Source organism: Arthrobacter sp. NPDC058130 (assembly GCF_042884475.1).
In the GTDB taxonomy this organism is placed as follows: Bacteria; Actinomycetota; Actinomycetes; order Actinomycetales; family Micrococcaceae; genus Arthrobacter.
Genome location: NZ_JBHVTV010000003.1, coordinates 274,358 through 297,895, shown reverse-complemented (window position 1 = coordinate 297,895; position 23,538 = coordinate 274,358). Strand labels below are relative to the sequence as shown.

Below are 23,538 nucleotides of genomic sequence, written 5' to 3'. Positions count from 1 at the left end.
TCAGGATTCCAAAATCCTCACCACAGAAGCTCACCACCAGGCCACCCTGCGCTGAATTGGAGGCTCAATGAACAGCGAAGGGATTTCTTGGAATCTTTACGATTTCAACTGTGCTCTGCATCTCGTAGTGTCTGATCCAGAAGGATCAAGTAGGCCCTAGATCGGAGTCAAAAAAATGCGCATCTGCTTCCTCAATCCCTTCGGGACCGACAAGTACGACGGAATTATCAAGGAAGTCTTGAGTTCGTCGCTGCGGGACGGCACCGAGCTTGAAGTCTGGCACCTGACGGACGGCCCCCGGAACCTCGACTACTTCGCGCCGAAGCAAGTCGTCCAGGTGGAGATCCTGAAAGCGGCGAAAGCGGCAGAAGAAGCGGGTTTCGATGCTTTTGTCATCGGTTGCCTTTACGACCCGGCCCTTACGGAGGTGCGCGAGCTGGTCAACATCCCAGTCATCGGACCCCTCGAGTCGTCCGCGGCCCTGGCACGCATGTTCGGGCACCGGTACGCGATCGTCACCGACCATCACAAGGCCGTACCCGAGATAAAGGACCGGATTCGCATTTACGGCTCAGACGCCAATTGCCTGTCGGTGGAATCCGTCGGCTGGTTTGTTGACGACATGATTGAAGACCCCATGTCAGTCGCCGACGAGACGTACCAGCACGTCCAGGACATCATGTCCCGCACGGGTGCAGAAACCGTGCTCATTGGCTGCACGATCGTTTCCGCCTGCTACGAGCTGGCCTACCTTCGTGGGAACAAGAAGCTTGGTGAGCTGTCGGTGATTAATCCCAACCTGATCGCCGTAAAGACGGCGGAAATGTTCGCCGATATGAACAAGGCCGGGCAGTACAGAATCTCGCGGGCCGGCTACTACCAGAATCTCCAGGATCACGACCCCGTCGAAGCGGCCGACGTCGCTCCGTATTTCCAGACCAAGCTTCCCGTAATCGCGGAAAGGACCAAGTAATGACCAAATCGGTACTCGTCATCGGAGGTGGCCTTGTCGGGACCTCCAGCGCCTACTTCTCCGCCCGAGAAGGCCTCAACGTCACGCTGCTCGAACAGAAGAGCATCGGCTACGGCGCCTCGGGACGTAACCCCGGATTTGTGTGGCTTCACTGCCGGAATCCTGGGTGGGCTTTGGACGTTTCCAAGAAGGGCCGCGCACTTTACGACGATCTGCGCCGGGACCTCCCCATTCCCTTTGAGTTCCGCGCTGAAGGCGGACTCATCTACTTCCATGACGAACGCCAGGCACCGGTATTCGAGGAATTTGTTGCCGCTCGCCGGGCCGACGGACTGGACATGTCGTTAATCGGGAATAAGGAGGTGCGCGACCTGGTCGGTCCGATACGCGAGGACGTCGCCGGCGCCAGCTTCTGCGCCGAGGACGCCCAGATAAACACGCCGACCGTCGTGGCCGCCCTCGCAGCCGGTGCCAGGGCCGAAGGCGCCGACCTCCGCGAAGGGGTAACGGTTTCAAAACTGATCTTCTCCGCCGGCCGGATCATCGGTGTCGAGACAAACGAGGGCAACTTCTTCGCCGACAAGGTTGTCGTCGCTTCGGGCGCATGGACTGAAAAACTCCTGCGTGCGAGCGGACTGGAGGTCCCGATTGGTCGGGAGCGTTTGCAGGTCATGGCCACCAAGCCCATGCCCCAGCAGATCAAGCCCGTCGTTTACGGACCCATCGCCACAAAGGCCTATTCTTTGTTCCGCAACCTGCCCAGCTGGGACGACGCCCTGTTCCGCAGCAAAGTCGAAGAAGAATCCGGCTTTGAAATGCTCACACTGGCTTCGCAGCGGGCAAACGGAGAAATCCTCATCGGCTGCCCCATGGATTACCCCGCCGAGGTGGACCTCTTCCCGACCCTGGATGGCCTGAAGGCGATTGCCGACGACATCATCGCGGACTTCCCTGGCCTGAAGAAGGCCGGCATCGACCGGGTCTGGGCCGGCGTCTTGCCGTTCACATCTGACATGGCTCCCGTTATTGACGAAATTGCCCCGGGGCTCGTTGTGGCGGCCGGCCACGTTTTCGGCAACTCCGCCGGACCGATGACAGGAAAACTCATCAGCCAGCTCCTCACCGAAACTGAGCCCGAGATCGACATGACCGAAGTGCGCTGGAACCGTGAGCTGGACCCTGTAATTCCCGGCGCTACCGTTCACTGGTGAGCCGATAACCAAATGGGAGTGGCCACGTCAGGGATAGGGCCACTCCCATTCGGCGGATACGACACCCCCAAGATCGGAATCAGCCATGCAAACTGTGTATAGCCGGAGCCACCACGTATCGCTGGGTGACACCGACTCGGCCCGCGTGATTTACTTTGCAGCCGTGTTCCGCTGGCATGAGCAAAGCTTCAGCCAGTGGCTCGCAGACCGTTATGTCCCGTTGAGCCAGATCCTTGACTCCGGATTCGCTCTGCCGGTGGTGAGCTGTTCCGCCGCCTACCCCGCACCGCTCCGGCAGGACAATGTCGTCCTCCTCCAATCCTGGACAACCGCTGTCGGAACTTCCTCCTTCACCTTTGGGACCACAGTGGTCAGCAACGGCGCCGTAGCTGTATCCGTGGAAACCACGCATGTATGGGTTGAGCGCGGCTCGGATGGCGCCTTCTCCTCCGCAGCCTTCCCATCTGTTCTTCGCAACGCACTGACGTCGGTCAATGAATCCTCCCGCTGAAGGATTCTGGCCGATCCCGTTTGCGAAGCTCATCAGCCCCCCGCCTGAATGCTGCAGTCGACTGCGAGCTACGGCGTCTGCGGATAACGGAGAAGCTGACGGGCGCCGGCGCCAGCCTGTGGCGGTGCGTTGTTTTCGCCGCCGTCCTAACGGTCATGCTCGTGCGCGGAAGGAAGGATGAATCCATTTGCCGGGAAATCACCAGAGAGAAAGCACGACCGACACGCTCCGCGTAGTTTTCTACGATCCCTTCGCGCAGAACAAATCCTCCACAACCGAGGCGACCCCACGACCGCCCAAGCTCTCCGGTCAAAAGCGGCGGCAGCAGGCTGCAAGGGACAAGACGCCGATAGCTCGCGCCCAGGCAATCCACAAGGTCATCGACGACCTGGCCATGCTCGCGAAAAGCCGGTCGGCGGCTGAGGCTCACGGTACGTAGAAGCGGCTGCATCTCCCGGCTCGCCTGCATCACGCGATCCGTCACGTCTTCAAACAGAGCCCATGCCCTCTACCCAAATTTGAAGGCCCCGAGCAGCCTACTCGCCGGCGATGGCGCCGTAGAGGTCGTTGTTACGCCAACGCCACCTTCAGTCATATGCCTCTCCCTGAGACTGAAACACACTAGACGCCGGCGGGCGCGTTGAAGTCAGAACTTGTCCGCAAGGGCTGCAGAAATCAAAGTCCCACAAGGCACACCAAGTACGCACACAAAAGACGCGCCCACCAAGGACGTCCACCACGGTGCACCCACCAGGGTGCGCTGCCCTCGGGCGCCCCGCCCCGCCATGCCACTTGAGCCGCGGCGAGAGGTCTCCCCCAACCATCCCCAATGTTTTAGTGTCAGTTCCCACGTGTTGGCTCTGTATTTGGAGTTCTTCCAATGGAGAGGATGTATCGCACGTCATAGTCTCGGATAAACACCCGGACGCTACAGCGCTTCGGAGACAAGTCCGAAGGGACAGGCAAGCACCGCGTTGCCTACACCTTTCGCGTGATGCCACCCGCGGCTTCACAGTAGGCGGGCGTCCGCGGAACGCCTCTCCTATCGTTTGCCTTAAGCCTTCTCTCTTCACCTTTGGAGCAGTTCAATGACCAGTACAGACCTAATTGGCAACAGTGACGATCGGGTGACCCTGTCGACCACTGAACCAGACACGAAACGCGGATCCGGCCTCGCCGGACATCTTGGGACAGCGGATCTTGTCCTGACGGCACTGGCCTTCGCCGGACCACTGGCCGGCACAGCCGGCTACATCACGATCATGATCTCCACCGGCAATGGAATCGGAACACCTGGTGCCTTCCTCGCCACGATGGCTGTTCTGCTGCTGTTCTCGGTTGCCTACGGCGCCATGACCAAATACGTTCCCAATCCCGGGGCCTTCTACGCCTACATCACAGCCGGGCTCGGTCGTAATGTAGGGCTTGGTTCCTCATTCTTGATTCTCGGCTCGTACATCTCAATCGGAGTGGGATTCTATGCTTTTGCAGGGCTCGCCGTACAGCAATTCGTGCTCAGTCACGGGGGCCCGGAAATTCCATGGTGGGTTTACAGCCTCGTCTTCTGGGTGATCGTAGGGACCCTGGCGTACTTCCGCGTCGATGTATCGGCAAAAGTCCTCGGAGTACTGCTGGTATGCGAAGTGGTCATAGTCGCCATCTTTGACGTAGCCGTTATGGGGCAAGGCGGAGCCACTGGGATCTCCTTCGAGCCTTTCACCCCAACGGCATTCACCTCAGGACAACTTGGAATCGCGCTCGTATTCGGTGTGGCCCTGTTCAGCGGATTTGAGTCGACGGCGGTCTACCGTGAAGAGACCCGTAACCCCGACAAGACCATTCCCCGCGCAACCATGATCACTGTTCTGCTCATCGGTTTGTTCTATACGCTTACATCCTGGGCTCTCATTTCCGGGCTGGGGACCGCGCAAGCCGTAGCCATTGCCACGGCGGATCCCGCGGGGGCGTTTTTTAGTGTTGCAACGCAATTCGGCGGTCCCATCCTCACCGATGCCGCGAACGTTTTGCTCATCACAAGCATTCTGGCTGCCCACCTCTCCATCCAGAATGTAACCACCCGTTACACCTACTCCCTGGGCGTGGACGGCATTTTCCCGACAGCGCTCGGCAAGGCTCACCCCCGTTTCAGGTCCCCGCACCGCGCATCGATCACCGTGAGCCTGACTTTCCTGATTTTCACAGGTCTTCTCACCATCGCTGGCCTGACGGCCGGGGAGATCTATGCCTGGTTCGCCGGGACCGCTTCCTTCACCATCATGGTGGCCATGACGCTGACCAGCCTCGCTGCGGTTTTCTACTTCCGAAGGAACCCCCAGCCCGGGTTGTCTCTTTGGAAAGCGACCATTGCGCCGGCCCTGGCATTCTTAGCGCTCGCTGTCATGGTTGTACTGGCCATCATCAACTTCCCTTCACTCATCGGCGGATCCCAACTGCTGTCCAACATCATCCTCGCGTTGGCATTGCTGGTCTTTGCCATCGGGGTAGTAACAGCGGCGATTCTCCGACAGAAGAACCCGAACGTGTACCAACGCATTGGAAGGCAGTAACTCAATGAATCACCAGACCGAATTCGACTACATCATTGTCGGCGGTGGCAGCGCCGGGGCCGTCCTGGCCCGGCGCCTGAGCGACGACGAATCGGTAAGCGTATGTCTGATTGAGGGCGGCCCGGCCTTCGAACACGACCCCAAGGTCCTTTTGCTGAAAGAATCCCTGGCGCTGGTCGGGAACCCCAAATACGACTACGACTACCCGCTCGTCGAACAGGAGCGGGGCAATTCGCTGCTGCGCATGAGCCGGGCAAAAATGCTCGGAGGCTGCAGCTCCCACAATGACAGCTGGGCGTTGAGGGCACCGGATGAAGACATGAATCGATGGAGCGCGCTTGGTGCGGCCGGCTGGGATGCGGCTGGCACTGCGCCTTACTTTGACCAGGTCTTCCGGGACCTAAAAGTGCATTCCGTCACTCAGAACGCCGAGCTGTCCCATGCCTGGATCGATGCCGCCAATGAGCAGGGCTTCAAGACCATCGACAACACCGCCGGCGACTATTCCGAGGGAATCTCATGGGTTTCCCTCAACGAAGACGACGGCGTCCGGGTATCGACAGCTGTTGCATACCTTTATCCGACGTCCGAGCTTCCCTCCAACTTGACGCTGCAGCTAGAAACTCTGGCCCACCGGATTCTCGTCGAAAACGGCCGGGCCGTCGGAATCGATACTGACAAGGGCACGTTCACTGCGCGGCGTGAAGTCATCGTTTCAGCAGGAGCCATCGATACACCGAAGCTCCTTATGCTCTCCGGTATCGGACCGTCCGATCACCTACAGGAGCACGGGATTGACGTCGTGGCTGACCTTCCCGGAGTCGGATCCAACCTATCGGACCACATCGAAACACCCATCACCTGGGAGTCAGCCAAAGAGCCGGGCGAAAGCATCAATGGCCTGGATTTGGGCTTCTACGCCGACGTTCTCGACGAGGGAGAATTCAACATCCAGGTGACCATCGGGCACTTCAGCTACTGGCTGCACCAGCCTCCCTTTGATGACCTTCCCAGACCAGAGCGTGCCTTTACTTTTGCACCCAACGTAGCCCGGCCCGCAAGCAAGGGAACCATTCGTTTGGCGTCAGCAGATCCCAGGGACAAACCACTCGTGGATCCGCGTTACTTCACCGACGCCGAGGGGCGCGACGAGAAGCTGCTCGTAGAAGGTATCCGCCTCGGACGAAAGCTCGCACAAAGCAACGCCCTGAAAGACTGGATCGTCAGGGAAGTCTCCCCGGGCCCCGAGGTGCAGTCCGACGAGGAACTTGGCGCCTACGCCCGCCGTTACTCCAACACGGTCTATCACCCCAGCGCAACCTGCAAGATGGGCGCAGCAAACGACCCCACTGCTGTTGTCGATGCCCGGCTCCGCGTGCGCGGCATCAAAGGCCTGCGCGTGGCCGATGCCTCGATCTTCCCCGAACTCGTCAGTGTGAACCCCAACATGACAGTCATTATGGTCGGCGCCAAGGCAGCCGACCTCATTAAGGAAGACAACCGATGACGGCAGAAGCAACCCTCAGGGACGTCCAACTGCGGCATTTCGTCAACGGTCATTGGCTCGATGACAATTCCGCCAGGTCCTTTTCAATCATCGACCCCAGCACAGGGGAGGAAGCATCTCAAGCCCCCATCGCCTCCCCTGAAGTCGTCGACCAAGCCGTCGTAGCTGCCCGGACGGCATTCCAGGACTGGCGCCTGACCACACCCAAGGAAAGGGGGCAGTACCTGCTCAAGCTCGCCGACAAGATCGACGACGCCGCCGACGATCTCGCCTGGCTCGAGTCCCGCAATGTGGGCAAACCTATCGTCAATGCACGGGAGGAAATCCCGCTGATCGCCGACCTGCTCCGCTTTTACGCCGGCGCAGCCCGGGTAAGTGACGGCATCGGCACGGCCGAATACGAACGGGGCAGCACTTCCCTCGTCCTTCGCCAGCCCATGGGCGTTGTAGGCCTTATCACCCCATGGAACTATCCGCTCCTTGAGGCCGTATGGAAGATCGGACCGGCGCTGGCAGCGGGAAACACGGTCGTGCTCAAGCCCTCTGAGATTACTCCCGTAACCACAGTAGCCCTGGCAAAAATGGCCGAGGCCATCTTCCCTCCGGGCGTTCTGAACATCGTACTTGGCGACGGAACAACCGGCGCCGCCATTGTCGCTCACCCCAACGTAGGCATGGTCTCCCTCACAGGAGACGGCGGGACCGGAAAGAAGATAGCCAAATCCGCTTCGGACACCCTCAAGCGGGTCCACCTCGAGCTCGGCGGCAAAGCGCCCGTGCTGGTATTCGACGATGCCAACCTCGAATACACGGCCCAGCAGCTCTCCATGGCCGCCTTTGCCAATAGCGGCCAAGACTGCACCGCAGCCTCCCGGATCATCGTCCACGAAAAGGTCTACGACACCTTTGTCGAACGATTCCTCGAACACGTCGGCGATGGCGTTGTTGGAGACCCGTCCGACCCGAGCACACAGTTCGGTCCTCTCGTCTCGGAACGCCAACTCGAACGCGTCCTCGGATTCCTCGAGCGCGCCAAGACAACCACTGCGCGGGTACGCACCGGCGGCAAGAGGCTGGACCGGCCCGGCTATTTCGTCCCTCTCACCGTGGTGACGGACGTAGACCAGAGCGACGAGCTCGTGCAGAAGGAAGTATTTGGCCCGGTCGTCACCATCCAGAAGGCCTCGACTGACGAAGACATGCTGAAGATGGCGAATGATGTCCCCTACGGGCTGTCAGCCAGTATCTGGACCACCAACCTTCAGCGGACGATGCGATTCATGCGAGATCTGAACTTCGGCACCGTCTGGGTCAACGGACATCTCTCCACCGTTCCCGAGATGCCATTCGGCGGATTCGGAGAGTCTGGCTACGGCAAGGAACTGTCCGCCCATTCCATAGACGAATACTCCCAAATCAAGCACGTCATGATCACGAGCGTCGATTAGTCCCCAAACCGACTGGCAACGTCATGAGTGGGAGGCGGGCAGGGTGACCTGGCCGTCTCCCACAGTCGAATCAGACCCAACCACCACGCGTGTGCGGTAGATAGGCCGAAGTGACTGTGGCTACGCGTTCTCAGCTCTGGTACGGCTAAGACCACTCAACGCGTTCGGTAAACACGTTTTCGCTGGCCGTGCGGCGACGGCGACCGCACGCTGGCGGTCCACGCTGCATGCGGCCGCGACTACTGACACTGCCCCTGCCAGACCGTCCTCGTTCTACGTGATGGCCTCACTCGCCCCAATGGTCCGCTCTTCCCGACGGAGCCTCCCATACGGGCCAGGACCAGACGAGAACTGGTCACATACCGATCGCCGCAGACCTGATTCAGACAACCGCCAATGGCTGCCGAACGGAGTGAGACCTACCGTCTATATATGCAAAGGTCTCAACGTCGAGGCGGGAGCAGAACTACGCCCCTGCAAGCAAAGAGCGATGGGCCCTTCCTTCTGCCCACCCCAGCAACAGGAGCGTTCCCGCAAATGTCCAAATCACAGTCCGAGCCCGGCCTGGATCTCCCGCCACGGGCCGATTCTCACCTCAAGGGCCACATCGGCTTCGTGAACCTGGTCTTCACGGTTCTGGCCTACAACGGCCCAATGGTTGTGTTCCTCGGCTTCATTCCTGTGGCGATCCTCCTGGGCAACGGGGTGGGGACACCAGCGATGTTTCTCCTCTGCGGGGTTGTTGCAGCCCTTTTCGCGGCTGGTCTGGTCGCAATGGGGCTTCGTCTGCCCAAGCCGGGCGGGTTCTACACATACGCGTCCGCAGGTCTCGGAAAAATCGTCGGGCTTGGGACCGGGTACGCAGCTATCATCTGCTACTACTCGGCTAACATCTCGGCATACGCCCTCGGCGGCGTGGCGAGCCAGTCCCTCGTCCGCGATGTCCTCGCCGGTCCCGACCTGCCTTGGTGGCTTTACGGCGGTGTCATGTACATCATCGTCTCGATCCTCGGCTATCTTAACATCGACTTCTCGGCGCGCATTCTCACGGTCTTCCTGGCGCTTGAACTAGCCCTCATGCTCGCTTACGACATTTCAGTCATAGCGAAGGGCGGCGCCCACGGGCTCGGGCTCGACAGCTTCCAGCCCCAGAACTTCTTCAGCGGGTCCATCAGCATCGCCTTTCTCTTCGGAATCGGCCTCTACGGCGGATTCGAAGCGACCGTGATCTTCCGGGACGAGGTTAAGCGCCCGGAGAAGACTGTCCCCCGCGCCACCTACGCCGTTGTGGCCATCCTGGCAATTCTGTACTCGCTGACCGCATGGGTGTTCATCAACTCATACGGTGCACACGCCATCATCGATGTCCTGAACCAAAATGTCGTAGGAGCCTCCAGCGCTAGCGTCCAGCAGTTCACCGGCAGCGCAGCGTACTACGCAGCTACGGGGCTTCTGATCACAAGCTCCTTCGCCCTCGCGATCGCCAGCCACAACATCGTTTCCCGCTACCTGTTCAACCTCGGCGCCGACGGGGTCCTGATCAAGTCACTGGGCCGCGTCCACGAGCGGCACGGTTCGCCCTACCGCGCTTCTGTCGCCGTCAGCATTCTTGCCGCAGTCGGCATCATGCTCTTCGCCGGAATCGACGGAAACACCGCGTACGCAAGGCTCTCGGGCATCTACGCATTCTCGTTCACCATCCTGATCGTGATCGCTGCCCTGGCCATCACCGTCTTCCTCGCCCGCGACCGGACGGGCCGACGCAAGGCCCTCTGGCCGGCCATCGGCAGCGGAATTGCATTCGTCTTCCTCGCCGTCGCGCTCGTCCTCTCCACCCTGAACTTCGGACTGCTCACCGGCACCGACGGCGGACTCACCTGGCTCCTGCTGGCTGTCATCCTCGGAATCGTCGCGGCCGGGATGGTCATGGCCGCCGTCTACCGCAAGCGCCGCCCCGACGTGTACGCCAGGATCGGCCGTGATGATGCAGGAGAGGTGATCCCCGAGCCGGCAAATAGTAGTCAACAAACAGATGTGGGCTGACGTCTTCCGCCGGGAGTCCGTGTGTCGAAGATCAAGATCGAGAGGGAATATGCCCACCACCGACGAACAAACCCACACGGAAACGCCGGACCCGGCGTCCATGATCAGTGAGCATCTCCTTCCCGATTACGGACGACCTCACGCCGCGCTAGCTGAAGCGGGGCCCCTGGGGGTCTCGAGTTTGTCATCGTCCGCTTGGGCATACCCAACCTGACGTCAGGCAGGGGTGGTCAGCGCGTCAGATCGGGCTCAGTTTCTTCCTTTTTTGACACTCTCGCTAGGAACCCTTCTACCCCAACCTGACGCTCGAATGCCGGCTACCAGCGCCCGATAAAAGCAGACGTGAGTGTTGACAGTGTCAACACCGCCTTTGGCAGGACAAACTTGCGCGCCAGACCCCCAGAGCCCGGGAACGGCCTTCCAAGAATCGTTCCGCACCAAATTCGGTTTCATCATGTCGTACCCGCACCCCAGCCCCATGAATACGTGCAGGCCACCCCGGGCCCACTCAACAAAACCGAAACGAGGAAGCGCATATCCCCACCTCAGCAGGCGGAGCGCCCACCAGCCAGGGAACTAACCCCGCCACCCACACACCTGAAAAGGCCACCGCGGCGGCCAGGCCACAGACCGCGCACCAAGCGTCAGAGGACGCCCCACCAGCTTTGTACACACGTTAAAGCAAATTCCCCCTCTGACGAGGGGGAATGCGTGCCCAAGGTGGGACTCGAACTGCATTCCAGCCCTTGCAAACACAGGGAACCCGCGAAAACATGCCGAATCCGGCCCGATCCGGCCGATGTACGACCCGATCCGAAGCCAAAAGTGTTGACACTGTCAACACCTCCTTTTTGTCCCTTTGAACCCGCGTCCCGAACACGACCACGTTGTTCGACGGTCCGAAATGAGTTGCGGGTCAGGCGATGTAGATCCGTTCGTCGCCGAGTTTGTGGCAAGTTCTTCCAGAGGTCCAATTAGCAAGATGTTTGCATTCCTAGGGTCCGGCTGATCGGGGTGAGCGCCATAGAGGAACCGGGTCAGCCACCGTCGCCGGAGCATCCGCCGAAAAGTCAGCATCGGGGTGTCTTGCAGACTCCTGCCCATGGCCCTGTAGAGGAGAATCCGCACTTGGTAGTCGTTCGCCCACTGTGCAGCGTCCGCCACGTACTTGGACTCCAGACTGGCGGCCACGGCCCCCAGATAGAGTTCATCGATCAAGACGTCCGGGTCCACGCCGCCGGGCACGTCTCGAATGGCTTCGGCGGCCTTGGCGATCTGCTCCACCGTGGAGTCGAAGTCGCCGTCGTCCATCATCCGTGTCCTGACGTCGGAACACTTAGAACAGGTTCCTTCACTGGGTCCCTAACGCGGTTCTTGAATGTGCGGCCTCTGTCACGGGCTCTCCGGCTGCCTTCCCTCCGAGAGGGCTTTGGCTGCCGATAAATGAGGGACCTGTTTGTCCTCATCGTCGTCGCAGGCAGGCTGCCAACATTTCTATGCACCGAAGTCGTATTCATGGCGATCATGTGTGCGGCATACCTGGTTTGCGTTCCCATGAATCTGTGGAATCCGTGGAGTGAGCCGAAGTACCAGAAAGAGCGTAGCCATTTGCCTTGAGGTAACGTGAGACAACAACCTGAACCGGCTTCATGAGACGGAAAGGTGCGCGTTCAGGAACCAGTAGCCATTCCCAACAGGGCAGTGTTACAACCTATAGTTCGTGAGACCCCACCGCCGTCTCGCATAAGCCCTTCCACAATGTGTTAGCTGGGGCGGGGCTCCTCTGAGGCATCAGCCAGATGTAGCCAGAACCATCTGGCCCGTACCGGCCTCTCTGAATTGAGGCATGGGCTACATGCTCACGGCACGGTTCTTACCTATAGTTCTTGGGACAGACCGTGGCTAGAAACCTGGGAGAATGAGCGTGGGCCTTTTTGGCGGCAAGAAGCAAATGATCGGGTGGCATGCCACGGACGATCCAAGCGTTATGCGGTACTTCGATGGCCAGCGCTGGAGGGGACGGGCCCGGCTCACGGCCCTGGATCATTGGGGACCGCTGCCGTTCCCGGGCGAGGCGCAGAGGCTGCAGGCGGACGACGAACTCATCGAACGTCAGTCACAGATCCAGAAGGCGGTGGCTGCATGCGAGGAACTAGGCCAAAAGCGGTCTGACTTGGAGCGACAGATACGTGAGCTCCGCCAGGAGCGTGCAGAAGTCGAACATGAAAACTTCCTGCACGAGATCAACCTGTGGGACTTCCCGACTGTCGCCGACGGATCAGCGAAGATCGCAGAGGCGCTCAAAGAAGTCCGCGCACAAGCCAAGCACATGGTCAGGGACGGGCTCGCCCTTTCAACCGATACTAAGCTGGCGGCATTCTTTGACATCAACAGCGGCTTTGACAGTCCTATTAGGAAGCACCTACGGCAGAACATAACCACGATGGTGCTTGGCATTTTCAATGCTGAATGTGAGGCGGCTACCCGAGCAATGCGTTCGATGTCCAGCCTCACCGCTGCCGGCGATCGCATTAGGCGGAGCTGGACAAAACTGCATGAGGCCACGATGCCGATCGGAGTCATGCTCTCCGATGACTACGTCAAGCTCAAGCTGAAAGAGTCACAGCTGGTCTGGGAGCACCTGGCCGCCAAAGCTATTGACCGAGCCGAAGCCCAAGACGCGCGTGATCGGCAGCGGGAGGAAGCTAGGGCTCAGGCCGAATACGAGGTCGCTCTGGATGGCCTGGAAAAGGAGCTCGATCACTACCTGAACATGCTGGCAACCATGCAGCGCCAAGGTGACGTCGAAGGAGTCGAGCGGTTCGAGGGCCTGATAGAAGAAACCAAGGGCCGGATCGCCGCTATCGAAGAAAGATCCGCCAATATCCGCGTCGGTTACGTCTACGTCATCTCCAACATCGGCAGCTTCGGTGAGGGCGTCGTAAAGATAGGACTGACCAGACGTCTTGAACCGATGGACCGAGTGCGCGAACTCAGCAGCGCCTCAGTGCCTTTCCGCTACGACGTACACGCCATGATCTTCTCGATGGACGCGGTCAGCCTGGAGAACAGGCTGCACCAGCATTTCGACGCGCACCGGATCAATAGAATCAATCGACGCCGTGAATTCTTCCGTGTCACTCCGCACCAGGTCCTGGAAGCGCTGAAGTCTCACGAGGCTGACATCGTGGAGTGGATTGAAGACCCTGAAGCTGAAGAATACCGCCTGACGCTAGATCAAGCGCGGCTGGAACTTGAAAGTTCTGATGCATAACACGTCATTTCGGTGCCATCTCTTGTGGGGGCGCCACCACCGCACGCCAGGAGCATACTGGCCCCGTGGCTGACTCTGACGTTTTCCTGGCCTGGGTGAGATCCTCGCTGTACGAGGCGGAACTGGCACTGCACAACGGCGACGCGGGCCCGCGTCGGGCAATCTGGTCCCTCAATGAACCGGTCAGCATCCTGGGCGCCTGGCGCAACGTCTTCGGTCAGCGGGAGCTCGACGTCCTGTTCACCAACCTCGAAGCGCAGTTCTCCAACTGCACCTCATACCGTTTCGAGCTGCTCGCCTCCGACGTGCAAGGCAGCATCGCCTACACGGCCGGCCTTGAACACATCTCCACCTCAGTGGATGGGGAACCCCGAAGCTACGTCCTGCGGGCCACCCAGATCTACCGGCACGAAGACGGAGAATGGAGGGTTGCCCATCGTCACGCCGACACGGTCACCCAATAACCGGAACGACTTATGGGGCCTCGTCAGGGTGGACGCCGACCGGGGTCATCGCGTCGAAACGGTCAGGGGCCTCCAGATAGGTCAGGAAGAAGATTTCCCCGGTCGTCTTGTCCACGAAGGTGCTTCCGCGCCCGACCGGCTCGCAAGAGTAGTCTCCATCGATGACCAGCTTGCTTCCGCCGTCGATGAGAAGCCATGCCGTCTCGTCCTCGAAGCCATAGTCGGCGATGGTGTAGTCGCCACAGTTCCCTTTCTCCCAAGTCGGGGCGAGGGTCTCGTAGGCGGTTGCCTTCGCCTGTTCAAACGAAATCATGATCCTCCCATCACCCGCTCCCCCGAGCTGCCGGAGCCCGCGATGAAGCAGCCCAGCGCATTTCAAATGCCTTCGTTCCTCACCCTACAAGCTCGGCCTTGCCTCAATGGCGACCATGATCTTCCGGGCCTCGGTACGGCCTGTGGGCGCAGCTCGTGCTGAAGAATTCGCTGAAGTGGCGGAATGGGATCCGCTGGCGGCCAGCCGGCAGCTACGACACGGAGGCGCCACAGTAGAACTCCGCTCCGTTCTGTGATCGACTAACCGCACGTGAGGCGAATGCCATCACCGCGGAGACGCGTCGAGCACGAGGGGCACACTGAATGGTTGCAGGCGTTGACACCACATTCGACTTCCACTCAGATACTCCGGGGCGCAAGGACCCTGATAGATTCAGCCCGACACTGCACAAGTACCAGCAGCTGCTGTGGGGCAAGGAGCTGCCCGTCGGCGGACGCTTCGATATGAGACGCGAACCCGGCGGCTATCTCGTGCACCGGTCCGACCGGGGTGTCTTCTTCCTCGCCAGCGAGGCCTTCACCACCAGGCTGCGAGACAAGGCGGCGCGCGTCATACGTACGATCCCGGATGATGCCCTGCCTAAGTACGGGGGCTACACGGCCGGAAGCACCATCGTGTTCCCCGGCAACAGGATCGACAGGAAGATGACCATCAACGGTGCGCGCGGATTCCACCCGCGGATCGCCGACCGCCCCGACCTGACCTTGGAGTGCATCCGCCGCCACTATTCTGGTGAGCTGCCGAACCCCCTCGCGGGCGCCCTGGCCAGATACGCGGACTTCTTCGCACTGTTCAGAACCTTCCCCGAATACGTCAAGTTCTTTCTGCTGGAGGATCTCCTCGAGTTGGACGGTCAGCACGTCCGGTCCTTCCTCCATCCGATCGGCGACTTCAGCACACGGGACGCCGTACCGAAGGACAAGGATGAATACCTCGAATATTTGGGAAACAGCAACGCCTTCATCAGCGCACGCAACCGCAGAATAGACGAACAGCCCTGAAGCACTGGAGGGCTGGGCAGCCATCAGAGTGTGCCGGGGCGCGCCGCGACGGGAGCAGGATCGCGGAGCGCCCCGCCAAGCTGGACGCCGCCTGATGCCGACCGAATCCACGTTCGGCGCCCCAGGTCATAACCGGGCAGCGCCCCCAGCACTCCGTCAGCCGTCAATGTCGGTTCTGCCCGACATGGCCGATACACGGCTGCTAGTGGAACTGACCAGCCACGCGAATGACCTGTCGGAAGCGTCGCATGCCCTGACATGTGCCCTCACCGCGGGCCAAGATTCAGAGCTGTGGATGCCGCTCACATCGCAAGCCGTGTCGGCATACGTCCGGCCCTTCATCCACTCAAACGTCCGAACTCGCCTCGACAAAATGCCAGAGGTCACCGCGGTTCCGGACCCCCTTCAGCCTGTACACGACACCATACGGAAATACCGCAACACCACCGTCGCGCACTCGCAATCGAACCTGGTCATGCCGCTGCCTATTGCGATCCGGGATGCTCAGGGGCGGGGCGTCAATGTCGTTGGCATCACTATCACCCATCAAATGCCATTAGCCGTGGCCCAACGCTTCGCCGAACTTATTAGTGCGATGGAAGAACGTGTTGACCATGCAACGCAGGCAGTCTTGGAACGTCTCCGGGCCTGGCTCAGCGACCAGGACCCGGCCGTGATCGATGGCTGGCCGTTCCCGGACGTCGCCCATGCCACCGACTCGGATTTCACCGCTGCCCACCCGAGAAGAGGAGCCACTCACTTCACGACCTATTGGAGCACAACCCAAACCGAAGAAGAACCGTCCTGACCAGTACTTCTCCGGACCCGCGTTCGGCGAGAAGACCTGCAGGATGCTGAACCTGACGACCACCGGTTGCGGTGTCGAGAACGGCGGTGAGACGCCCCAGCACCTGGCAATGAAGGAAGTCCTGGCGATCGGCATCGATCGGGCGCGGGCCTGCTGGCGCATTTCTTCGAACAGGAGCGTCCTGCCTCAGTCATCCGGGGCGGCATCCTGGAAGGACCCGAACAGCACCCGGCTCTGGGTGGGGTTCCGGGGTACCCCGCCGCAGCGGAAGTTCAGGAGAGATTTCGAAGGTTTCCGCGGCAGACATCCAACTGTCGTCGTAGGTGAACGAGACGTGCTCGCGCGGGGACAGTCCGTCTGTCATCGGGGCGTCGGCCATCAGTTAAGCGCCCGGCGCGCCGTGCGGCCGCCGAGCAGGTCCGAGGCGCGGGCCGGCACAAGGTCGCTGAGGAACGCGATCTCTTCATGGGCCGGGATTACCGCCGCAGCCGCGGCGACCGACTCCAGCGCGGCCTCCGCGCACTGCCGCGCGTCGTCCGGGTCCATGCCCCACGCGGTGGCTTCCCGGACCAGGTGATCGAGCGTGAGGTAGTTGAGCCGCACCTGCCCGGCCACGGCGTGCCCGGCGTTGTTGCTTCGCGGGTACAGCAGCAGGGTGGGTGCTACATCGTAGAGCGGGGCGAGCAGCACCTCGCCGCCGTCACGGATCAGTATCGAGTAGTTTTTCGAGTGGGCATCGCCGTTGCCGATCAGGAGGTTGAACGTCACGGCGCGGAGCAGCGCCCTTCGGAATTCCCGCTCGTCACGGGTGTGCGGAGCCGCTGCGGCAACCAGCCTGGTGAGCCGGGAAGGCGGCGTGGTGGCGCCCTCGTACTTGGCCTCGCTGCCCAGGGCAAGGGCCTGGGTGAAATCCTCCTGGTGGATCCGGTCGCCGTCGGCCGTGCGGTCGTAACGGGTCACGACAATTGCCTGGCGTGACCCAAAGGTCTCCAGGCGGGAGGCCGCGGCCGGCAGCCCCGCCTCGGCAGCCACTTTCAGCGCCCAGTCCTCGGAGGCCAGCAGGTGCGGAACCGGCGAGTCCAGCGGCTCGGGCTTGATGATGTGGGTGGATGCCACTCCGTGGCCGGGCCACGCCCATCCGTCGCCGTGCCGGCTCAGCAGCACCTTGGACTGCACACCGCCGAGGGAGGCCGTGATCGCGAAGTCATCCGGCAGATCCCAGGTCGGCAGACCCTCGACGAGGTCAACGACCTGGTCCTCGGGCATGGCGATCACCGCGGCAGGTTCCTCCGGAGAGGCCCCGTGCGGGAGGGCCTGGACCGCCCCGGCGCAGTCGGCGCCCAGGACAGAGAGGAGGCCGAGGGCGTCGGGGTTAGGGACCTTGTTCTCCGCTGCCAGGTGGGAGCGGACCTGCCCCTCTGGCAGGAGGCCGTCGAAGTAGTTGAACACGGAAGTGCCGTCCAGCCTCTTCGACGTCACCGGCAACGACAGGGACAACAGGATCGACGAGGCCCCGTACTCGGCGACGATCTCCCGGTCATACTGGAACGCCAGACGCAGGGCCCTTCCGGACAGCACCCCGATAGGCCGCCCGTGCAGAAACACGTCGAGGGACTGCTGCCGGCTCACGGATTGACCTGCAGCCGGGAAAAGCGGGGTACCAGGGCGACATCACGACCGACAAGCCGGATGGCTCCCATGGCAACAACCATGGAGACGGCCCCGCCGTGTTCGAGCCGGACGATCGTGCCGCGCGTCACGCCAAGACTGGCTGCCAGCTCTTCCTGAGTCATCCCCGCCTCCTTCCGCGCGTCACTTATGGACCGGCCGAGGGAAGTGGCATCAACCGCCCGGTAGAACGGGGTCACCGAGGAATGTTCCATATATCGATCATATCTGATTCTGTGCCTTCTGTTCTATATTTCAAACATTTCAGAAAAGTGTCTAACTGTTGGATATTTCGAACATCGCGGCTAGGGGCGGGAAGCTGCGGCCCGCCGGCCAGCGGCAAGCTGCCGAGTCAGCCATCCCAACTGTTGTCCGATGCCGAGGCCTTTCATCGGTACCTCGACCGGCCACGGGACGTCCTGCAGGGCTGTGCGGTACTGCTCCCCGGCCAGGGCGACGATCGTCACTCCCTCCAGGCCGGCGAATTCGGCCGCCAGCTGGTCCCGGACACGGGCGGCCCAACCGTGGACGGGCGGCGCCCCGGGAGTCCTGGCGCCAAGCCTCACGTCGTACGGTTCGATGATCGTATCGGGGTGGACAAGGCCGTGCTTGGCGGAGAGGATGTACCAGCGGTCGCAGGTCGCCTCGGCGTACGCGGAGGCCTTCCGGAAAAGCTGCGAGACGCAGAGCTCCCGGGCCGGGTCCGGGCGGTCCAGTTTCGCGGCCGCGCACGCGACCAGGCCGACGGTGGTTCCTGGGGAGTCGTGGGTCCCGTCTGTGGGGCGGCTCCAGAACGCCGGAAAGCTCCTGCCCGTAACCCGTTGCCGGGGCTTCGTGTGGGCAGGTGGCTAACGGCCGGGGTTCGGCCCCTCCGCCGTCAGCGCCGGCGCTTTTCGAGGATGATCACCAGGGCAGCCAGGACGGCCACGGCCAGGGCGCAGGGGATCAGGATGGCCTGGCCGCCCGGGGTGCCGTTGGCCAGGACCGTGTTCAGGCCCAGGCAGCCCAGGACGATCAGCCCGGCGAAAGACCCGACCAGCCACGGGGTCGTCCCGCCCCTCTTGCGCTGCTTGGCCAGGATGACAATCCCGGTCACGAGGCAGCCGACGGCCCCCACCAGGAGGAGGAAGTTCATCCACCCGAGGAACGGGGTGCTGGGGCCCATGTGCCTGGCGAACAGCCGGACGCCCACGAGGAGCACGGCAAAGGGAGCGATGACCAGGGCAACGACGCCGGTGGCCACTCGGAGCCCGGAGGCCTTGGGCGCAGGACCATGGACCGGGTACTGCGGCTGCGCAAAGCCGGCCGGGGTCTCGGTGCGGGGTGGCTGGCTGAGGGGTGTTTCGGAACTCAAGTGTTCTCCTGATGTGCGGGTGCGACGGAACAGCGGGCCTGCTGATGCGGACAGAACGGCTCGCCGGGGTCAGTGTAGGCAGACCTGAAGTCTGGGTCGGGGACGCTGCCGCGGTTCCGGCGCGGGAGCCGTAACACTGGCCGGAAAGCCCGGCACCACGACCCGGTGCCGGGGCTTCCCATGCGTGGTCGAGCGGGCCTAGTAGTCGATGGCTTTGGGTGCGCCGCCGGACTGTGGCGGCCTTGTCCAGTCCAGCGGTGACGGGTCGGTGGTTAGGGTGACGCCGGCGGCTTCGGCGTGCCGTTCGGGAGCGAACTGGCCGCCGCTCTTGACGCCGGGCTGGACTCGATTGCGGTTCTCTACATTCTTGGTCATGGCTGCATGTGTGCGGCCGCGGGGATGCGCGCCGAGTGCGCGGCCCGGCCGCCCTGGGCGCGGGTGACCGACTTGGATACGACGGAGGCTTCGGCCTCGTGTCCCGCTTCGCGGGCGCGGGTCTCGAAATCGGCGGCCAAAATAGAGACGGCCTTCTGGTCCCTTCACGCCGACGAGGGATGGTGCGTTCTTGCGGTCCACGGTGCCGAAGGTGGTTCCGGAGGCGACGTTGTCACTCGTCTCGATCATGCGGCAGGCGCCGGAATCGAACGGGGGCGCCAGCGACTCGTTGAACGCGCTGAGAGCCTCAACGTGGGAGTTCTCTATCCTGCCGTCTCCTACATCGAGGCGGGTGCGGACATGGACCTGAAATCTCTTCGTGGCGGTCATGTGTGCGGCACAGGCGATTGGTCTCGGCAGACAACGGGCCTGGCGGCAGATACTATGCACTCAGCGCCCGCCGGGAGAGGCGGTGCCTGCACTGAAGTTCTTGGGGGGAACACAGTGAGACGACGCACCGGGATCATCATTGGAGTTGTGGCGTTGATCGCTGCAGCCGCTTGCTTTCTAGTCCGCGCTGCCGAGGACAGAGTCACCGCCGACATAGTGTCGCGTGTCGACCGCCTCGCGGTTCCGTCCGATTGGAAGAAAACAGTGGACATCGTCCGGGGCGAACGGTTCCTTTGCCTAGACACAAACCCGTGCCCCAGCATCGCCCGGCAGTGGGACTCCGGAATGAAATTGGCCGCTGCCGACCTCCGGGCGGTTGTGGCGCCCGCCGGCCTCACACTAGAGATCGACGGGACGTGTCAGCGGAAGCCCAATGAGAGCGGCACCGTCCCGGTATGCACCGGAACAGGGACGGCCGGGCACTACAACTACATCGTCGGGATCGTGAGCGCGTCCCGGAGCGAACCGGACGTCTTCACGCTTGAGGTCCGGCCCGTTCCGTAGCGGGAAAAATGGACCACCTTTACTACGGCAGCACCCATACGGCGTCATTCCGTCCAACCGGGGCAGCTTTGCCGCCTACGGCCACTCAGAGCCAACGATCCGGCTCTACTGACCGCTTCTGATGGACGTCCATCAGTAATCCAGCCAGGGAGCAGGAAGGCCCCGCATGATCAACGATGCGGGGCCTTCGGGGCTGAAGGGTCAGGCGCCGGGGTTTCCCCGGGACAGGCTGATGCCGGAGAGTATCGTGGCGGCGGCGGCCAGCGGCAGCAGAGTCATCGGAAGAACGGGGCCGTAGTAGTCTGCAGAGGGGGCGATGAGCGCGAGGAAGGCAGCCGCGCCGGAGCAGACGAGCGCGAAGATCTGGACGCCCCTGTTGCGCCGCAGGGTCAGAACCAGGATGCCCGCGGTCAACCCGGCCAGGGCCAGCAAAAACAGCAGGGTCGCCATGCCGTTCAGTCCGTTTCCGAAGCCCGAGAAGGCACACAGGAGCGTCCAGGAGCTCATGACAAGGGTCAGCACGCCGGCGGCGGTCCGGACCCCGGTCTTCTTGACCGTCGCGCCCCAGCTGGACTGCCCGTAGAACTGCGGCGGGTACGGGTACTGCGCCTGGTGGCTCGGGTGCGGATACGGGGCCTGCTGCGGCGGGTAGGACTGTTGCACGTAACCCGGCGGGGTGTACGGCTGCGGCGGGCCGTACGGTGGCTCGTTGCCAGGGACGGGGCCGTAAGGGCCGTGCGACGGGTAACTGCCTTGCCCTGGCTGGGGCCAGTTGGCGTACGGGTGCTCGGGTGCCGGCGGTACCGGCGGGACGTTCTCGGTCAAAGGTTCCCCCATCATGGGCAGTGGTATCGGAGACAGATTACATGTGCCCGGGCGCTGCTACCGGGACTGGCGATTACGCGCCTCCGACGAACATGCTGTTGTGGCGGTACGGCTCCGTTGCGTGCTCATACCGCTCCCACCCCAGGGAACCCCAGAAATCATCGGCCTCTGCAGAAAACGCCACCGGCGGGGTGCCCGCGTAGCGTTCGGCGAGCATTTGGACGGCCTCCGTCCCGTAGCCTTTGCGGCGATAGTCACCAGAAACCTCCAAGAAATGGATGACGGCGTACGGGCCCGGGTGCGCGGGCTGTTCGTATTCCTCGTTGATGAAGTCCTGGATTTCAATCTCGACGCGGGCCACCTCGTCTTGACCGACGAAGAAGGAGTAAAGGTGCTGGGTCGGCTCGAACCCGTAGATGTCGCCAACCCACCAGTCCTCGGTGAAGTCGTCCGATTCGCTGAACGGCTTGTAGACGACAGGACCCGAGGTATCGGGCTTGAGCCGAATGACGGTCAACGGTGTCACTGTTGTGCTTTCAGGAAGCGGCGGTCAGCCGGGACGGTGAGGACCCGAGCGCGGTCATGGCCGGAGACGAACGTGATGGTCAGCTTCTCGTCGGCGGCCGGTTCGATGGCGGCAACCATGTAGGTGACGCGCTGGGGCGAGTGGGACCACCAGTGGACGTCGACGGCTTCCAGGACGTCCCCGACGCCGAGCTCGTCCGCGCGGGCGGTGTTCGTGGTGTCGGCGTGCTGGGCCCGGTCCGCGAGCCAGCCGCCCACCCGGGACGCCACCAGCGCCATCTTCTGCTTCTCGTGCCGCTCCACCCCGGCGAGGGCGAACACCCGCTCCAAGTTCGGGACCTGGCCGGCGTACTCGTCCCAGGAGTTGAGGCGCTGCGGGGCGTAGATGCCGAAGCAGCGGGCCAGGTCCTCCCAGATCCGGTCCGCGGCCAGCGTCACCGGGGTGTCAGGGTTTTCAACGACGATGCCGCTTCCGGGGATGAAGGCCGCGCGGTAGCCGAGCTCGAGCATCTGCTCGGTGTCGTCATTGGACTCGAACGGTGCGGTGCCGATGCGGAAGAACTCCACGCCTTCAACCTCGACCCGCTCCAGCAGGTCGGCCTCGGCGTCATCCCAGATGGTGCCATGGTCGTAGCGGTACTGGACCCGGACACCGTCCTTCTCCCACTTGAAAAGGTTGAACTCGTCGGTGAGCAACAGCTTGATGTCGTCACGGGAAATCAGAGTGCCCTCGGCAAGAACCGGAACGGGGACGGTGTGGTCAAAGCTGATCCAGCTGATCGCGCGCATTGCTCGGTACTCCTCCAGGACTGGCGCCGGCCGGTGCCGATGCTCTCATCGCCCCATGTGTGAGGACGACCGGGCAAGTCTCACCGGCCTAGCGATCAAGCCGGTTGCGGAGTTCTGGGCGGCAATTCTGGCGCGGACATGTCCAGGAGTATCTGGAGATCTGACATCAGCGGAATTTGCCTGGCATAGAAAAAGTGCGGGGCGACATCTTTGCGAACTACCCCGTCGTAGTCCGTGATGATGACGTCCCAAAATATCTGGCTGAGCAGGCGGGTGGAGAGAACAATCCTGGTCGTGGCTGCAAGCAGCCCCTGTCTCGTCCAGACGGTGTAGGTCTCCCCCTCAATACGCCCAATGACGTCTTGGCTGTTTACACTCCATAGCTGTGAGTGCACAACGTGGTTGCGATACTTTATCGATTGCTGGCCCAGGAAGACATCCCAAGATTGGAGATATGGCCTCAGCCCCGTGTAAGCAACCTTGTCTGCCGACTCGAGGATCTTAGTGCGTAGTTGCCCCGAGGTTAGTCTCAGAATTTTTCCGACGGAGTCGTCAGTCACCGCCAGGGCAACGTCGGTAAGCACATGGTGTAGTTGGAGGCCGGCTATCGATGCCCTGCCATATGCCCTCTCGACTTCCAGGGGTGCCACAGCGAGGGCCTCTGCGGTGGCTTCGTCAAACTCGTGACCTGACTGCACCGCACCCAGGTTCTGAAGATGTAGAGGATAGGGCGACATTGGGTAACGCTCTTTGCCAGGCATTTGCGACCCTTTCTGCTAGGTGAGACTGAGGATTGGGAAATAGTGGCGGCATGCCATGAGGGTCTGGTCGCTGCTGCTGCATTCCCATCGCCTGCCATCGAACATGCGTAGTTTTCCGACCGTGGCACCTCTCGTAGGCTAGCCGC

24 protein-coding genes are annotated in these 23,538 nt (G+C 61.9%); 12 read left to right on the top strand and 12 right to left on the bottom strand.

The genetic code is table 11. The features are described 5' to 3' along the window. The first annotated feature begins 175 nt into the window (after positions 1-175). The 7 genes from ACFVTM_RS09040 (at position 176) to ACFVTM_RS09010 (ending at position 10,260) form a co-directional block, all read left to right on the top strand. Positions 176-973, top strand: a complete 798-nt coding sequence (locus ACFVTM_RS09040; protein ID WP_390203091.1) for an aspartate/glutamate racemase family protein — start codon at positions 176-178, stop codon at positions 971-973. After that, positions 973-2,184 carry an NAD(P)/FAD-dependent oxidoreductase gene (locus ACFVTM_RS09035; RefSeq protein ID WP_390203090.1) on the top strand — a complete coding sequence of 404 codons (1,212 nt, stop codon included), beginning with the start codon at positions 973-975 and terminating at the stop codon, positions 2,182-2,184. Before ACFVTM_RS09040 ends, ACFVTM_RS09035 begins: the two co-directional genes overlap by 1 nt. 85 nt (positions 2,185-2,269) lie before the next feature. Further along, positions 2,270-2,695 (top strand): acyl-CoA thioesterase, encoded by a 426-nt coding sequence (locus ACFVTM_RS09030; protein WP_390203089.1) that lies wholly within the window; start codon positions 2,270-2,272, stop codon positions 2,693-2,695. 1,088 nt (positions 2,696-3,783) lie between these two features. Further along, a complete protein-coding gene (locus ACFVTM_RS09025; protein WP_390203088.1) occupies positions 3,784-5,262 on the top strand; it encodes an APC family permease in 1,479 nt (492 codons plus the stop codon). 4 nt (positions 5,263-5,266) lie between these two features. Continuing rightward, complete coding sequence (locus tag ACFVTM_RS09020; RefSeq protein ID WP_390203087.1) at positions 5,267-6,769, top strand: GMC family oxidoreductase; 1,503 nt, start codon at positions 5,267-5,269, stop codon at positions 6,767-6,769. Next, positions 6,766-8,217 carry an aminobutyraldehyde dehydrogenase gene (locus tag ACFVTM_RS09015; RefSeq protein WP_390203086.1) on the top strand — a complete coding sequence of 484 codons (1,452 nt, stop codon included), beginning with the start codon at positions 6,766-6,768 and terminating at the stop codon, positions 8,215-8,217. Before ACFVTM_RS09020 ends, ACFVTM_RS09015 begins: the two co-directional genes overlap by 4 nt. A gap of 537 nt (positions 8,218-8,754) precedes the next feature. Continuing rightward, entirely contained in the window at positions 8,755-10,260 is a 1,506-nt protein-coding gene (locus tag ACFVTM_RS09010) for an APC family permease (protein ID WP_390203085.1), read from the top strand. A gap of 837 nt (positions 10,261-11,097) precedes the next feature. Here ACFVTM_RS09010 and ACFVTM_RS09005 read toward each other — a convergent pair. After that, positions 11,098-11,574 carry a hypothetical protein gene (locus ACFVTM_RS09005; RefSeq protein WP_390203084.1) on the bottom strand — a complete coding sequence of 159 codons (477 nt, stop codon included), beginning with the start codon at positions 11,572-11,574 and terminating at the stop codon, positions 11,098-11,100. Positions 11,575-12,178: 604 nt separating this feature from the next. On the opposite strand from ACFVTM_RS09005, the gene ACFVTM_RS09000 reads away from it, so the two are divergent. After that, positions 12,179-13,534, top strand: a complete 1,356-nt coding sequence (locus ACFVTM_RS09000) for a GIY-YIG nuclease family protein (RefSeq protein WP_390203083.1) — start codon at positions 12,179-12,181, stop codon at positions 13,532-13,534. A 65-nt stretch (positions 13,535-13,599) separates the two neighbouring features. Next, positions 13,600-13,998: a nuclear transport factor 2 family protein gene (locus ACFVTM_RS08995; protein ID WP_390203082.1), complete on the top strand. Its 399-nt coding sequence runs from the start codon at positions 13,600-13,602 to the stop codon at positions 13,996-13,998. 10 nt (positions 13,999-14,008) lie between these two features. On the opposite strand, the gene ACFVTM_RS08990 is transcribed toward ACFVTM_RS08995, so the two are convergent. Further along, positions 14,009-14,311, bottom strand: coding sequence for a hypothetical protein (locus tag ACFVTM_RS08990; RefSeq protein ID WP_390203081.1), 303 nt, complete (start codon positions 14,309-14,311; stop codon positions 14,009-14,011). A gap of 323 nt (positions 14,312-14,634) precedes the next feature. Here ACFVTM_RS08990 and ACFVTM_RS08985 point away from each other — a divergent pair, with 323 nt between their 5' ends. Both ACFVTM_RS08985 and ACFVTM_RS08980 read left to right on the top strand, forming a co-directional pair. Further along, positions 14,635-15,333 carry a DUF6994 family protein gene (locus ACFVTM_RS08985; RefSeq protein WP_390203080.1) on the top strand — a complete coding sequence of 233 codons (699 nt, stop codon included), beginning with the start codon at positions 14,635-14,637 and terminating at the stop codon, positions 15,331-15,333. A gap of 205 nt (positions 15,334-15,538) precedes the next feature. Further along, positions 15,539-16,141: a hypothetical protein gene (locus ACFVTM_RS08980; RefSeq protein WP_390203079.1), complete on the top strand. Its 603-nt coding sequence runs from the start codon at positions 15,539-15,541 to the stop codon at positions 16,139-16,141. A gap of 378 nt (positions 16,142-16,519) precedes the next feature. Here ACFVTM_RS08980 and ACFVTM_RS08975 read toward each other — a convergent pair whose 3' ends face one another. The 6 genes from ACFVTM_RS08975 to ACFVTM_RS08950 all read right to left on the bottom strand — a co-directional run bounded on the left by ACFVTM_RS08975 (position 16,520) and on the right by ACFVTM_RS08950 (position 19,678). Next, entirely contained in the window at positions 16,520-17,770 is a 1,251-nt protein-coding gene (locus ACFVTM_RS08975) for a type II toxin-antitoxin system HipA family toxin (RefSeq protein WP_390203077.1), read from the bottom strand. Further along, on the bottom strand, positions 17,767-18,024 hold the full coding sequence (locus tag ACFVTM_RS08970; RefSeq protein WP_390203076.1) for a helix-turn-helix transcriptional regulator: 258 nt from the start codon (positions 18,022-18,024) through the stop codon (positions 17,767-17,769). Before ACFVTM_RS08970 ends, ACFVTM_RS08975 begins: the two co-directional genes overlap by 4 nt. A gap of 90 nt (positions 18,025-18,114) precedes the next feature. Next, positions 18,115-18,549, bottom strand: a complete 435-nt coding sequence (locus ACFVTM_RS08965; RefSeq protein WP_390203224.1) for a DUF6884 domain-containing protein — start codon at positions 18,547-18,549, stop codon at positions 18,115-18,117. 137 nt (positions 18,550-18,686) lie between these two features. Further along, positions 18,687-19,163, bottom strand: a complete 477-nt coding sequence (locus ACFVTM_RS08960) for a hypothetical protein (protein ID WP_390203075.1) — start codon at positions 19,161-19,163, stop codon at positions 18,687-18,689. A 198-nt stretch (positions 19,164-19,361) separates the two neighbouring features. Further along, positions 19,362-19,538, bottom strand: coding sequence for a hypothetical protein (locus tag ACFVTM_RS08955; RefSeq protein ID WP_390203074.1), 177 nt, complete (start codon positions 19,536-19,538; stop codon positions 19,362-19,364). Continuing rightward, positions 19,535-19,678, bottom strand: coding sequence for a hypothetical protein (locus tag ACFVTM_RS08950; protein WP_390203073.1), 144 nt, complete (start codon positions 19,676-19,678; stop codon positions 19,535-19,537). The genes ACFVTM_RS08955 and ACFVTM_RS08950 overlap by 4 nt, the downstream gene beginning before the upstream one ends. A 364-nt stretch (positions 19,679-20,042) precedes the next feature. Between ACFVTM_RS08950 and ACFVTM_RS08945 the strand changes: the two genes are divergently transcribed. Then, positions 20,043-20,492, top strand: coding sequence for a hypothetical protein (locus ACFVTM_RS08945; protein ID WP_390203072.1), 450 nt, complete (start codon positions 20,043-20,045; stop codon positions 20,490-20,492). 201 nt (positions 20,493-20,693) lie between these two features. Here ACFVTM_RS08945 and ACFVTM_RS08940 read toward each other — a convergent pair whose 3' ends face one another. The 4 genes from ACFVTM_RS08940 to ACFVTM_RS08925 form a co-directional block, all read right to left on the bottom strand. Beyond that, on the bottom strand, positions 20,694-21,317 hold the full coding sequence (locus tag ACFVTM_RS08940) for a hypothetical protein (protein WP_390203070.1): 624 nt from the start codon (positions 21,315-21,317) through the stop codon (positions 20,694-20,696). Positions 21,318-21,390: 73 nt separating this feature from the next. Then, positions 21,391-21,843 carry a GNAT family N-acetyltransferase gene (locus tag ACFVTM_RS08935; protein WP_390203069.1) on the bottom strand — a complete coding sequence of 151 codons (453 nt, stop codon included), beginning with the start codon at positions 21,841-21,843 and terminating at the stop codon, positions 21,391-21,393. After that, positions 21,840-22,631 (bottom strand): hypothetical protein, encoded by a 792-nt coding sequence (locus ACFVTM_RS08930; protein WP_390203068.1) that lies wholly within the window; start codon positions 22,629-22,631, stop codon positions 21,840-21,842. Before ACFVTM_RS08930 ends, ACFVTM_RS08935 begins: the two co-directional genes overlap by 4 nt. A gap of 95 nt (positions 22,632-22,726) precedes the next feature. Next, entirely contained in the window at positions 22,727-23,392 is a 666-nt protein-coding gene (locus tag ACFVTM_RS08925) for a hypothetical protein (protein WP_390203066.1), read from the bottom strand. Positions 23,393-23,538: the final 146 nt, after the last annotated feature.